The sequence below is a fragment of the Clostridium sp. CS001 genome (assembly GCF_020443565.1).
Classification (GTDB): domain Bacteria; phylum Bacillota; class Clostridia; order Clostridiales; family Clostridiaceae; genus Clostridium_AD.
Map to the genome: position 1 here is coordinate 66,269 of NZ_JAIZZN010000003.1, position 13,917 is coordinate 80,185.

Consider the following 13,917-nt stretch of genomic DNA (forward strand, 5'->3'; position numbering starts at 1 on the left):
GGAAAAGCTAATATTAAAATTCAATTGAGGTGAAGTTATGAAAAATGTAAGAACTGACTTAGCGGTAGAAGCTAAAGAGATATACAAAGCGGAAAATAAAGGTGAGATACAAGGTGTTGAGGTAGAGGAATATAGCGAGGGTGATATTAAAATTACCAATGTGGAGATAGTAAGTGATATTGGGGAAAATATGATGGGAAAGCCAAAAGGTACATATATAACTATTGATATCCCGGAATTTGCTCACTATGATGCTGATTGCATGGATAGAGTAAGTGTGGTAATGGGAAAGGTTCTAATGCCATTAATAAAATTAGAGGATAGTATGACGGCATTAGTGGTTGGATTGGGTAATTGGAATGTTACTCCAGATGCCGTAGGACCAAAGGTAGTATCGAAAATAATGGTGACTAGGCACTTAAAAGAGTTGGTGCCAGATTCTATAGATGAAGGTATAAGGCCGGTATGTGCAATATCACCAGGGGTGCTTGGGATAACAGGTATGGAAACTGGTGAAATTGTTAGAGGGATAGTAGAGAAGATTAAACCTAATTTAGTAATTTGCATTGATGCGCTTGCTTCTAGAAAAATGGACAGAGTTAATAGGACCATACAGATAGGAACTTCTGGAATTTCTCCAGGAGCAGGAATAGGAAATCAGCGTATGGAAATAAGTGAAAAGACATTAGGTATACCTGTTATTGCTATTGGTGTTCCAACAGTGGTTGATGCGGCTACACTAGCAAATGACACCATTGATTTAGTGCTTGATGAAATGATTAAGTCTGCAAATGCAGGTGGAGAGTTTTACAATATGCTTAAATCAATTGACAAGGTAGAAAAACAAAAAATGATTACTGAGATATTAAATCCATACGTGGGTAACCTTGTGGTGACCCCTAAAGAAATTGATATGGTTATAAATTCTGTTTCCAAAATTATTGCTAATGGAATTAATATAGCTCTACAGCCAGCACTTGATTTAAGTGATATAAACAAGTATTTAAATTAATAATAACAGCTTATATTACCTCACATAAATTTTGTGTTATAAATCAAGAAAATGGGAAAACGAATAATTTTTTATAAAAAGTGCATCCTTAATAAGGAGATAATTATTATTTTCTTAAGCTAATGTTAAGGAGGCGCTTTTTATGCGTAAAAAAGGAAGAAGTAAATATTTTTTATTGGCTTTTCTTTGTTTTTCTATGTTTATTTATGGTTTCTTTGCAATTAATATTACAAAAGATGAGGATGTGAGAAAAAAATCAAAGTTTACAATAGACTTAAAATTGAAACCTGTTGATTTAAGAATAGAGACAAAAAAATATGTTTTTTATGCAAACAACAAAATTATTTATGATGTAAAAGAAAAATATATGGAAATTTATCATGAGATTTTGTCAAGATAATACAAATGCTAGCTTTTTTAGTGAAATAAATGAGTTGCAAAAGACTTTGTATTGACAAAGCTTTGGATATTTATGATATAATTTAATTTGATTTATAAAAACTACTATGTTTAAAAAAAAGATACTTAGGTTAAGCTAAAGAAAATGACTTAGCCACATATAGAATAATGGGGGTTAAAATTAATGCAAAGCGATAGACAAAAATACATAAGAAACTTTTCTATAGTTGCACATATTGATCACGGCAAGTCTACACTTGCGGACAGATTATTAGAAAGTACAGGTACTTTAACTAAAAGGGAAATGGAAGAGCAAGTGCTTGATAATATGGATTTAGAAAGAGAAAGAGGAATTACGATTAAATCTCAACCGGCACGGCTCGTTTATAAACGTGAAGATGGACATGAATACATATTAAACCTTATAGATACTCCAGGTCATGTGGATTTTAATTATGAGGTTTCAAGAAGTTTGGCAGCTTGTGAAGGCGCGGTACTTGTAGTAGATGCATCACAAGGAATTCAAGCTCAGACCCTTGCAAATTGTTATCTTGCCTTAGATAATAATTTGGATATTGCACCTGTTATTAATAAAATTGACCTACCAAGTGCAAGGCCAGAAGAGGTTATTCAAGAAATTGAGGACATAATAGGCATTGAGGCTGAAGATGCTCCACTAATTTCAGCTAAAACTGGACTTAACATAAAAGATGTTTTAGAAACGGTAGTTAAAAAGATTTCACCACCTAATGGAGATGAAGAAGCTCCACTTAAAGCTTTAATTTTTGATTCATCCTATGATAGCTACAAAGGCGTTGTATGCTATGTAAGGGTTAGGGATGGTAAAGTTAGAGCAGGATCAAAAATTAAGCTGATGAATACTAATAAAATCTACGATGTAGTGGAAGTTGGAGTGTTCGTGCCTAATTATCTACCTGTAGCTGAGCTAAGTGCTGGGGATGTTGGATATATAACTGCTTCAATAAAAAATGTTAGGGATGCACGAGTTGGAGATACAGTGACAGAGGCGGCGAGACCAGCGTTAGAGCCACTTATTGGGTATAGACCAGCTGTACCTATGGTGTTTAGTGGTATTTATCCTATAGATGGAGCTAAATATGGAGAGTTAAAGGATGCGCTAGAAAAACTTCAGTTAAATGATGCAGCTTTGGCATTTGAACCAGAAACATCAATTGCATTAGGCTTTGGATTTAGATGCGGATTTTTAGGACTTCTTCATATGGAAATAATACAAGAAAGAATAGAAAGAGAATTCAATCTAGATATTATTACCACAGCACCTTCAGTTATATATAAGGTAATGAAAACAAGTGGAGAATTAATAGAAATAACAAACCCTACAAATCTTCCAGAACCTACAGAAATTAATTATATGGAAGAACCAATAGTTAAAGCTTCTATAATAACTCCATCAGAACACTTAGGAACAGTTATGGAGCTATGCCAACTAAAAAGAGGTATATATATTGATATGAAGTATATAGAAACAACTAGGGTAGTAGTAAATTATGAGTTACCACTTAATGAAATAGTATATGATTTTTTTGATGCCTTAAAGTCTAGGACAAAGGGATATGCATCTTTTGACTATGAATTAAAGGGATATGTTACTACAAAGCTTGTAAAATTAGATATTTTACTTAATGGAGAAAAAGTTGATGCACTTTCTATGATTGTTCCAGAGGAGACAGCTTCTCATAGAGGAAGAATTATGACTGAAAAACTAAAAGAACATATACCAAGGCAAATGTTTGAAATTCCTATACAAGCAGCTATAAATGCAAAAATAATTGCAAGAGAAACTGTAAAAGCAATGAGAAAAGATGTTTTAGCTAAATGTTATGGCGGGGATATTTCGAGAAAGAGAAAGTTGCTTGAGAAACAAAAAGAAGGTAAAAAGAGAATGAGACAAGTTGGAAGTGTAGAAGTTCCACAAGAAGCATTTATGGCTATACTTAAGGTAGACTAATTAAAACAGTGGAGAAAGAAGGCTTTGATTATGAAAAGTGTGGCACTATATATACATATTCCTTTTTGCAAGCAAAAGTGCTTATATTGTGATTTTCCGTCCTTTGCTGGTAAAGAGGAACATATGCTTGATTATGCCGCAGCCTTAGCAAAAGAAATAGATAGTATAAAAAATAAAAAAATAAAAACTATTTTTATAGGTGGGGGAACTCCCACCTATTTATCTTTAGAGGGCTGGGAAATTATAAAGAAAAGTATAGACGGATTAGAAATCTGTGAGGATTTAGAGTTCACTGTGGAAGCAAATCCAGGAACTTTTACAAGAGAAAAATTAAAATTTTTAAAAGAAATGGGAGTAAATAGACTTAGCATTGGTCTCCAGGCATTTCAAGATTCTCTTCTAAAAGAATTAGGGAGAATCCATACTGCCAAGGATTTCAAGCAAAGCTTTGATATAGCTAGGGAAATAGGATTTGATAACATAAATGTAGATTTAATGTTTGGATTACCTAATCAAACATTAAAGCAGTGGATGGAGACATTAGAGAGTGTAGTTCAAATTAATCCAGAACACTTATCCTGCTATAGCCTTATTGTAGAAGAAGGCACAGACTTTTACAAAAGGTTTGAGAAAGGCATGCTAAACCTTCCAGATGAAGAATTAGAAAGAACTATGTATGCAGAGGCCATAGGATATTTAGAAAAGAAAGGTTACTTGCAATATGAAATTTCAAACTTTACAAAGAACCATAAACCTTGTAGGCACAACTTAGTATACTGGGAAATGGAAGAATATATTGGATGTGGTGCGGCTTCTCATTCATATAGTGATGGCTTTAGGTATAGTAATGAAGAAAATGTAGAAAAATATATAAATAAAATAAACCAGCAAGGTAGTGCAACGGTAGAAAAAACAAAAAATTCCTACAAAGATGACATGGAGGAGTTTATGTTTATGGGGCTAAGGAAAAATGTAGGCATAAACAAAAGTGAATTTTCAAAAAGGTTTAACAAAGATATACATAGTGTTTATGACCAAGTAATAAACAAGTATGTAAGCACAGGGTTTATGGAGGAAAGTGAGAATAACATTTTTCTAACGTATAAAGGTATTGAGTTATCCAATGTAATTATGTCGGAATTTCTTTTGTAAAACTAAGTCGCTTAGTAAGGACGAGATAAATTGAGCATTTTGAATTTAAAATCATTTAAAGGTCATAAAATAGCTATACTCATATATTAAGGTTATTGACAAATACATTAGTAAATGATATTTTAAATACATACTCGTTAGCACTCAACGACAGTGAGTGCTAATAAAAGAGGTGATATTATGGAAATGGATGAAAGAAAGATTAAAATACTTCAGGCTATAGTTACAGATTATATAAATAATGGTGAGCCTGTGGGGTCCAGAACCATAGCTAAAAAGTATGATTTAGGTATTAGCTCTGCAACCATAAGAAATGAAATGTCAGACCTAGAAGAGATGGGATATATAGAACAATTGCACACCTCATCTGGGAGAAAACCATCTGATAAGGGTTATAGGTTATATGTTGATAGACTTATGCAAATAACCAAGTTATCTAATGAAGAACAATATATGATTAAAAATCAGCTTATTAATGCTGCGTTGTATGAGGTTGACAAAATAGTTAAACAAGCAACCCAAATGCTTTCTGACCTTACAAATCTAACATCTATTGTTAAGGCGCCTTCAGTTCAAAAGAGTTGTGTAAAGTATGTTCAGCTAATGAGCTTAGATGCTTTAAGTGTTCTGTTCACAATTATTACTGATAGTGGTATTATCAAAAATAATGTAATTAAAATCAGTAAACCTATTAGCAATGACACCATGGAAAAGCTTACTAACATAGTTAATTTCAGATTAGTAAGATTAACCATAGAGCAAATAAATTTAGAGGTCATTAATAATTTAAAAGTTGATTTAGCGTCTTATCAAGAAATTTTCAATGGTATTATTCCAGCTTTATATGATAGTTTATCTGGTATTGAAACTTCAGAAGTTTATATTCAAGGTGCTACAAATATATTTAATTACCCAGAGTATAACAATATTGATAAGGCTCGCGAATTTTTAATTTTAGTAGACAATAAAGAAAGTATAAATACATTACTTGAAGCTAAAGACATTACCGGCAATATTACAATAAAGATTGGTGGAGAAAATTTTGTTGAATGTGCTAGGGAGTGCAGTATTATAACTGCAGTTTATAGCGCATCTGGAATACCACTAGGGTCCATCGGTGTTATAGGCCCAACAAGAATACCTTATGGTAAAGTTATATCTGTATTAACTGAAATAGTTAAAGAATTAAATGATAATATAGCTCAAATCTATGATGATCATAGGTAAAGCGCTATTTTTAAAAGCTTTACTTTGAGTTTGAAATGGAGGAATGATCAGTGCATACAAATAAAGTGCATAAAAGTAATAAAGAAATTTTAGAAGAAATTACAAAGATGTCAATGGAGGATGCGAGTCCACTTGATAAAGAGAATGAAATGGAAGAAATTCAAAGTGACGTTGATGGAACTAATTGTGTTAACGAGGAAACTTTAGAGCAAGCTAAAGCATCAGAGGAAGCAGAGTTAATAAATGAAGAGTCAAATGAAATTTTAGAAAGTGAAAGAGAAAAAGATATGAAGAAAAAAACAATTAAACTAGAAGAAGAAAATAAAAAGTTGCAAGATGAAATTGATATGTTTAAAGATAAACTTTTAAGAACAACTGCTGAATATGAGAATTTTAGAAGAAGAACAGCAAAAGAGAAAGAGGGCATATATGTTGATGCTTGTGCAGATGTTTTAAAGGAAGTTCTACCAGTCCTTGATAATTTAGAAAGGGCGATTTCTATTGATGGTTCTGGGGAAGAATTAAGAACTGGCGTGGAAATGACAGTAAGACAGTTTAATGATGCCTTTACTAAATTAGGAATAGAGGAGTTGCCTTCAGAAGGTAATTTTGATCCAAATCTTCATAATGCAGTAATGCATATTCAAGATGAGGATTATGGAACAAATGAAATAGTGGAAGTATTCCAAAAGGGATACAAAAAAGCAAATAAAGTGCTTAGGCATAGTATGGTTAAGGTAGCAAATTAAAATTTATAATATAAGAAATTCGAAAAACATAACAGTTATAATTGTTATAAATTAAAAGGAATATAGGGAGGAAATAATAATGGGAAAAATTATAGGAATAGACTTAGGTACAACAAATTCATGTGTAGCAGTAATGGAGGGTGGAGAACCCGTAATAATTTCTAATTCAGAAGGTGCAAGAACTACACCATCAGTAGTTTCATTTCAAGCTAATGGAGAAAGATTAGTTGGCCAAGTTGCAAAGAGGCAAGCAATTACAAATCCGGACAGAACAATAATGTCAATCAAAAGAGAAATGGGTAGTGACCATAAGGTAACTGTAGATGGAAAATCACATACACCACAAGAAATTTCAGCATATGTACTTCAAAAAATTAAAGCTGATGCTGAGGCTTATTTAGGAGAAACAGTTACAGAAGCAGTAATAACTGTACCAGCTTATTTCAATGATAGCCAAAGACAAGCAACAAAAGATGCAGGTAAAATTGCTGGACTTGAAGTAAAAAGAATAATAAATGAACCAACAGCAGCAGCACTAGCTTATGGTTTAGATAAAATGGATGTTAACCAAAAAATATTAGTATACGATTTAGGTGGCGGTACATTTGACGTATCTATATTAGAACTTGGTGATGGATTATTCGAAGTTAAATCAACAAACGGAAATACTAAACTTGGTGGAGATGACTTTGACCAAAAAGTTGTAGATTTTATAGCAGAAACTTTTAAAGCAGATAATGGAATAGACTTAAGAACAGATAAAATGGCACTTCAAAGACTAAGAGAAGCTGCTGAAAAAGCAAAAATTGAATTATCATCATCAATGCAAACAGCTATAAATTTACCATTCATTACTGCAGATGCAACGGGCCCAAAACATGTAGATATGAACTTAACAAGAGCAAAATTTAATGAGTTAACTCATGATTTAGTTGATGCTACAATAGAACCAATGAAAAAAGCTCTTGCAGATGCTGGTTTATCACTTAGCGAGATAGATAAAGTTGTGCTTGTAGGTGGTTCAACAAGAACTCCAGCAGTTCAAGAAGTAGTAAAAAACTTTACTGGAAAAGAGCCTTCAAAGGGAGTAAATCCTGATGAGTGTGTTGCAATAGGTGCAGCAATCCAAGCTGGAGTATTAAGCGGAGAAGTTAAAGATATTTTACTTCTAGACGTAACACCACTTACACTTGGAATTGAAACTTTAGGTGGGGTAGCTACTCCTTTAATTGAAAGAAATACTACAATTCCTGCTAAAAAGAGCCAAACATTCTCAACAGCAGCAGATGGTCAAACATCAGTTGAAATTAATATTGTTCAAGGTGAAAGACAAATGGCTGCAGGTAACAAGACATTAGGAAGATTTACTCTTTCAGGAATAGCAGCAGCACCAAGAGGAATACCACAAATAGAAGTTACTTTTGATATAGATGCTAATGGTATAGTTAATGTATCAGCTAAAGATAAAGGAACAGGAAAAGAAGCTAAAATAACAATTACTGCATCAACTAATTTAACTGATGCTGAAATTGATGCAGCAGTAAAAGAAGCAGAAAAATTTGCAGAAGAAGATAAAATTAGAAAAGAATCAGTTGAGGTTAAGAATGGTGCGGAACAATTATCATACCAAACTAAAAAAAGCTTAACTGAACTTGGAGAAAAGGTATCAGAGGAAGATAAGAAGGATATTGAAGCTAAATTAGAAGCTCTTGATAAAATTAAAGATGGAGAAGATACAGAAGCTATAAAGAAAGCTACTGAAGAATTAACTGAAGCTTTCTATGCTGTAACTACAAAAATATACCAAGCAGAAGCAGCTCAGCAAGATCAAGGTGCAGAAGCTAACCCAAATAACATGGGTGAAAATGCTGCTCATGATGACAATGTAGTAGATGCTGATTTCAAGGTAGAAGATAAAGAATAAATAAAATTATTAAAATTAAGGGATGGGTATTTACCCTTCCCTTAATTTTAGGCACATGAAAATAAATAAATAAGTATTATAGTTTGAGTTGAATTATTTTAAGTATTAGTTTATATTATACAAGTATATATATTTTAGGTGGTGGAAAACAGCATGGCAAAAAGAGATTATTATGAAATTCTTGGCATTGAAAGAAATGCTAGTGAGGAAGAAATTAAGAAGGCCTTTAAAAAGGCTGCATTAAAATATCATCCAGATAGAAATCCAGACAATAAGGAAGCAGAAGAAAAATTCAAAGAAATGAATGAGGCATATCAAGTATTATCTGATCCACAAAAAAAATCAAGATATGATCAATATGGCACAGCGGATGATAATGGAGCAGGCTTTGGTGGTGATTCAGGCTTTGGCGGTTTTGGAGACATATTTGGAGACATATTTGGAGGCGGTTTTTCTTCAAGAAATCAAAATGGACCAAGAAAAGGTGCGGATTTAGAATATAATCTAAATTTAAGCTTTGAAGAGGCTGTTTTTGGTGTAGAAAAAGAGATATCTATTACAAGAAATGAAAAATGTGAAAGCTGTAGCGGTAGTGGTGCCAAAGCTGGTACTTCAGCAAAAACTTGTGATAAGTGTGGTGGAAATGGACAAATAAAGGTTCAAAGAAACACTGCTTTTGGAAGCTTTGCTAGCATGAGTACCTGTGATAAGTGTGGTGGGAAGGGCAAGATAATTGCTGAACCATGTAAAACATGTCATGGATCAGGAAAAGAAAGAAAAAACAAAAAGATTACAATAAATGTTCCAGGTGGAGTTGATACTGGAAATGTTATGCCACTTAGGGGACAAGGTGAACCAGGAGAAAAGGGTGGTCCATCAGGAGATTTGTATATTAATATTAGAGTAGCTCCTCATAAAACATTTAAGAGGAATGGAATTGATATTCATATAGAAACACATATAAGCTTTGGATACGCAGCTCTAGGCACTGAAATTAAGGTAGCTACAGTAGATGGAGACGTTAAGTACAAAGTGCCTGCAGGAACGCAACCAGGTACAGTGTTTAGACTTAAGGGTAAGGGCATACCTAGAGTAAATGGACATGGAAGAGGAGATCAATACGTAAAAGTTATTGTTGACGTTCCAAAATCCTTAAATGATAAGCAAAAGGATGCGTTAAAGCATTTTATGGAAGCTAGTGGAGAAGTTATAGAAAGCTCTGAAGAAAATAAGAAATCTTTTGTAGATAAAATATTAGGTAAATAGTAATAAAAAACTTCGTTTAGTAAAACGGAGTTTTTTATTATAATATTGTGTTAGATTAATAGAAATGATACACTTATATAGAAAATTTCATACTCTTTTGTGTATGAAGGATCAATGAACAATGATCATTTTAAAATTGACTTGTTAATATTGCAGCACCGCAGGTGATGATTTAATGTTCATAATAACAGCATAGTAAACAATTAATATATAAAGCAGATATAAATAGGGAGGAAAACAATGGATAAAGATTGGATTGAAGTAACTATAATAACAAGCAGTGAGGCAGTTGAGGCTGTGTCAGGTATGCTATATAATACTGGCGTAAAAGGGGTTTCTATTTTAGATCCTTTAGATTTAATTTTTAGGCGTGACCACACCACAGATTGGGACTATTTTGATGAATCAATAATAGATACAAATAGTGGAGTAGTAATTAAGGGATATTATAAAAAAGATGAAAAGTTTGAGAGTTATTTAGAAGAAATTAAAGCTGGAGTAAATAGACTTACGGAGTTTGGACTAGACAAGGGAGCTGGAACTGTAACTGCCAATAAGGTAAATGAAGAAGATTGGGAAAATAACTGGAAACAGTATTATAAACCAATAAAAGTAGGAGAAAAGATAGTTATAAAGCCTATATGGGAAGAGTACAATAAAAAGTCTGATGAAATAATCGTAGAACTAGACCCGGGCATGGCTTTTGGTACTGGAACTCATGAAACTACTAGAATGTGCATAAAAGCTCTTGAGAGGCACGTGAAAGCCGAGACAACAGTATTTGATATAGGAACAGGGTCGGGGATATTATCTATCGCAGCGGCTAAATTAGGAGCTAAAAAAACCATAGGAGTTGACCTTGATCCTGTAGCTGTTGAATCTGCAAAGCAAAATGTTAGCTATAATGATTTAAATAACATTGAAATACTATATGGTGACTTAATGGAAGTTGTTAAAGGGAAGGCTGATATTGTTATAGCTAACATAATGGCTGACATAATTATGTTTTTAACTGAGCAAGTTAAAGGATTTATAGTAGAAGGCGGATATTTTATATCTTCAGGAATAATCTTAAGTAAAAAAGATGAGGTAATCAATAAGTTAACTCAGTGTGGATTTAAAATTGAAGAGATAAATATAGAAGGAGAATGGGTTTGTATAGTTGCAAAGTTATAATATAGTAACTATATAAAAATTAAGGAGAGAATTAATAATGCATAAATTTTTTGTTCCAAAACATAGCATAGTAGACAATATTGCCACTATAGATGGCGAAGATGTAAAACATATATACAAGGTATTAAGACTTAAACTTAAGGATAAGGTTAGTATAAACAACTGTGAAGGTAAGGAATACTTAGGTGAAATCACTTTAATAGATAAAAGCTCAGTAACTGTAAATTTACTAGAGGAAAGCGCTATAAATAATGAAAGCCCTATAGAGGTACATTTATTTCAAGGTATGCCTAAATCAACAAAAATGGATTTAATAGTCCAAAAGAATACGGAACTTGGGGTTAAATCAATAACACCTATAATTACAGAGAGGGTAATAGTTAAAACTGAGCTAAAGGAATTTAAGAAGGTAGATAGATGGAATAGAATAGCGCTTGAAGCTTGTAAGCAAAGCAAAAGAAGCTTGGTACCAGAAATCAATGTTCCTATGGAGTTTGAAAAGTTATTAGAAGAATTAAAACATATGGATTTAGTTGTAGTTCCTTATGAAAATGAAGAGGGTTATGGTATAAGGAAACTAGTAGAAAATATAAAAAAAGATACTATTAGTAAGGTTGCTATTATTATAGGACCAGAAGGCGGGTTCGAAGAAAGTGAAATATTAAAACTTAAGGAAATTGGAGCCATGGTAGTCACATTAGGACCTAGAATTCTTAGAACTGAGACTGCAGGGTTTACATGTTTAAGTTTAATAATGTATGAACTTGGAGATTTGGGGGGTGTTTTGTAATGAAAGTTGCTTTTGCCACCTTAGGTTGTAGAGTAAATCAGTATGAATCAGAAGCAATGACAGAAAAATTTATTAGAGAAGGATATGAAATATCTGATTTTGATGGATTTTCAGATGTATATGTAATTAATACTTGCACAGTTACCAATATGGGTGATAAAAAATCAAGACAGATGATAGGAAGAGCTAGAAGAAATAATGAGAATGCTATTATTGCTGTAGTGGGATGTTATGCACAAATAGCCACACAGGAAGTGTCCGATATCCAAGGGGTGGATGTAGTTTTAGGTAGTAGAAATAAAGGTGACATTGTTTATTGGGTAAACAGATCTCGTGAGGAGAAGAAACAAGTTGTAGAAGTTAGTGATGTCCTAAAAAACAAGGTATTTGAGGATTTAAACATTAATGAATATCAAGATAGAACAAGAGCTTTTTTAAAGATTCAAGATGGATGCAATAGATTTTGCTCTTATTGCTTAATACCATATGCAAGGGGAGCTGTATGTAGCAAAACACCTGAAAAAATAATATCAGAGGTTAAGGAACTCGCTGCAAATGGTTTTAAAGAAATACTTTTATCAGGGATACATATAGCATCCTTTGGGTTAGATTTAGAAGGGAACTGGGATTTAGTTAAAATTCTAGAGGAAGTGGATAAGGTGCCTGGCATTGAGAGGATAAGGATAGGGTCAATAGATCCAACCTTCTTTACAGAGGGCGTTATTGAAAAAATAATGTCACTTAAGAAGCTATGTCCTCATTTTCACCTTTCACTTCAAAGTGGATGTAATGAAACTCTTAAAAGAATGAATAGACGCTATACTGCGGAAGAATATAAAACAGTTGTAGATAATCTAAGGCAAAATATTAATGGAGTATCAATAACTACTGACATAATTGTAGGCTTCCCTGGGGAAACACAGGAAGAGTTTGATGAAACTTATGCTTTTTTAAAGGATATAGAATTATCAAAAATGCATATATTCAAGTATAGCCCAAGAAAAGGAACTAAAGCAGCGCAAATAAAAGAGCAGATCCAGGGAAACATAAAAGAAGAAAGAAGTCACAAGCTAATTGAACTTAACAATACATTAGAAAAGAAGTATATGGACAGATTTACAAACAGCTGCATGAAAGTTCTTTATGAGCAAAAGGTAAGTGGTAGTGCTGATGAGTTCGAAGGGTATACGGACAATTATATAAAGGTTATTTCTAAGGCTACTAGGAATATAGAGGGTGAACTTCATATGACAAACCTTGTAAAATGTCAAGATAATCATATAATTGGAGAAGTCTCTAATATTTAGCAGGAAAATAAAATTACATGTGGAATAGTATAATTGATCATTAGTTATTTGTACATTGATCATTAACATGATGGGAGGTGATTATATGGGTGAGGAAAATTGCATTTTTTGTAAGATTATAAAAAAACAAATTCCCTGTGAAGTGGTTTATGAAGATGATAAGGTTATAGGGTTTAAAGATATAAGTCCTCAGGCTCCTGTACATATTGTAATTATTCCAAAAGAGCACTTTGATGACTTAAATTGCGTAAAAGAAGAGCAAGCAGAAATATTAGGTCATATATTTATAGTTGCAAAGAAAATTGCGCAAACCCTAGGTGTTGCGCAAAGTGGATATAGAGTTATTACTAATTGTGGTGAGCAAGGTGGTCAAACTGTTGAGCATTTGCATTTTCATTTATTAGGGGGAAGAATGCTTCAGTGGCCTCCGGGATAATGTGAACTGATTTTATGAAGGTAAGCGCTAAGTAATTAATTATATATAACAAAATAGCAATGAAAATCTTGACATTATGTAAAAATGTGTTGTATAATAAAAACTGTGCTATTTAGCCCCGCATTGGCTACTTTTAATTTAAATTGAATTGAGCTAGCGGAGGGAGGGATAATGATGTCAGAAATTAAGGTTGGACCAGATGAGACAATTGAGAATGCTTTAAGAAGGTTTAAGAAAAAATGTGCAAGAAGTGGAGTGCTCGGAGAAGTAAGAAAAAGAGAGCACTATGAAAAACCAAGTGTTAAGAAAAAATTAAAATCAGAAGCTGCAAGAAAGAGAAAATTCAAATAGAATTTTTGAAATAAGGTACTGCTTTTGTCCCTTAAAGAAAGATTATATGAAAACTAGAAGTGCCATTGAAATATTGTAAAATACCTTCCTCAGCGGTTACTGAAGTATAAATTTCAGGTTTAATCAGGGAGACAATGG

Annotated in this window: 13 protein-coding genes; all 13 read left to right on the forward strand. The window is 32.9% G+C overall.

Features of this window, described 5'->3' with window-relative positions:
• The first annotated feature begins 37 nt into the window (after positions 1-37).
• The 13 genes from gpr to rpsU all read left to right on the forward strand — a co-directional run bounded on the left by gpr (position 38) and on the right by rpsU (position 13,779).
• Positions 38-1,012: a GPR endopeptidase gene (gpr, locus tag LGK97_RS03200; protein ID WP_226258297.1), complete on the forward strand. Its 975-nt coding sequence runs from the start codon at positions 38-40 to the stop codon at positions 1,010-1,012.
• A 142-nt stretch (positions 1,013-1,154) separates the two neighbouring features.
• Positions 1,155-1,412 carry a hypothetical protein gene (locus LGK97_RS03205; RefSeq protein WP_226258298.1) on the forward strand — a complete coding sequence of 86 codons (258 nt, stop codon included), beginning with the start codon at positions 1,155-1,157 and terminating at the stop codon, positions 1,410-1,412.
• 183 nt (positions 1,413-1,595) lie between these two features.
• Positions 1,596-3,401, forward strand: coding sequence for a translation elongation factor 4 (gene lepA / locus LGK97_RS03210; protein WP_226258299.1), 1,806 nt, complete (start codon positions 1,596-1,598; stop codon positions 3,399-3,401).
• 30 nt (positions 3,402-3,431) lie between these two features.
• Complete coding sequence (hemW, locus tag LGK97_RS03215) at positions 3,432-4,553, forward strand: radical SAM family heme chaperone HemW (RefSeq protein WP_226258451.1); 1,122 nt, start codon at positions 3,432-3,434, stop codon at positions 4,551-4,553.
• A 180-nt stretch (positions 4,554-4,733) separates the two neighbouring features.
• Positions 4,734-5,780 carry a heat-inducible transcriptional repressor HrcA gene (gene hrcA, locus LGK97_RS03220; protein WP_226258300.1) on the forward strand — a complete coding sequence of 349 codons (1,047 nt, stop codon included), beginning with the start codon at positions 4,734-4,736 and terminating at the stop codon, positions 5,778-5,780.
• A gap of 113 nt (positions 5,781-5,893) precedes the next feature.
• The gene (gene grpE, locus LGK97_RS03225; RefSeq protein WP_413228415.1) at positions 5,894-6,529 is read left to right on the forward strand and encodes a nucleotide exchange factor GrpE; all 636 of its coding nucleotides are present in this window, start codon (positions 5,894-5,896) and stop codon (positions 6,527-6,529) included.
• Positions 6,530-6,608: 79 nt separating this feature from the next.
• Positions 6,609-8,453, forward strand: a complete 1,845-nt coding sequence (gene dnaK, locus LGK97_RS03230; RefSeq protein ID WP_226258301.1) for a molecular chaperone DnaK — start codon at positions 6,609-6,611, stop codon at positions 8,451-8,453.
• Between the two features lie 153 nt (positions 8,454-8,606).
• Positions 8,607-9,719 (forward strand): molecular chaperone DnaJ, encoded by a 1,113-nt coding sequence (gene dnaJ / locus LGK97_RS03235; protein ID WP_226258302.1) that lies wholly within the window; start codon positions 8,607-8,609, stop codon positions 9,717-9,719.
• 240 nt (positions 9,720-9,959) lie between these two features.
• Positions 9,960-10,895, forward strand: a complete 936-nt coding sequence (prmA, locus tag LGK97_RS03240) for a 50S ribosomal protein L11 methyltransferase (RefSeq protein WP_226258303.1) — start codon at positions 9,960-9,962, stop codon at positions 10,893-10,895.
• Positions 10,896-10,932: 37 nt separating this feature from the next.
• Positions 10,933-11,685 carry a 16S rRNA (uracil(1498)-N(3))-methyltransferase gene (locus LGK97_RS03245; protein WP_226258304.1) on the forward strand — a complete coding sequence of 251 codons (753 nt, stop codon included), beginning with the start codon at positions 10,933-10,935 and terminating at the stop codon, positions 11,683-11,685.
• Positions 11,685-12,992 (forward strand): tRNA (N(6)-L-threonylcarbamoyladenosine(37)-C(2))-methylthiotransferase MtaB, encoded by a 1,308-nt coding sequence (gene mtaB, locus LGK97_RS03250; RefSeq protein WP_226258305.1) that lies wholly within the window; start codon positions 11,685-11,687, stop codon positions 12,990-12,992. Before LGK97_RS03245 ends, mtaB begins: the two co-directional genes overlap by 1 nt.
• A gap of 85 nt (positions 12,993-13,077) precedes the next feature.
• A complete protein-coding gene (locus tag LGK97_RS03255) occupies positions 13,078-13,428 on the forward strand; it encodes a histidine triad nucleotide-binding protein (RefSeq protein ID WP_226258306.1) in 351 nt (116 codons plus the stop codon).
• Positions 13,429-13,602: 174 nt separating this feature from the next.
• The gene (rpsU, locus tag LGK97_RS03260) at positions 13,603-13,779 is read left to right on the forward strand and encodes a 30S ribosomal protein S21 (protein WP_226258453.1); all 177 of its coding nucleotides are present in this window, start codon (positions 13,603-13,605) and stop codon (positions 13,777-13,779) included.
• Positions 13,780-13,917 lie beyond the last annotated feature (138 nt).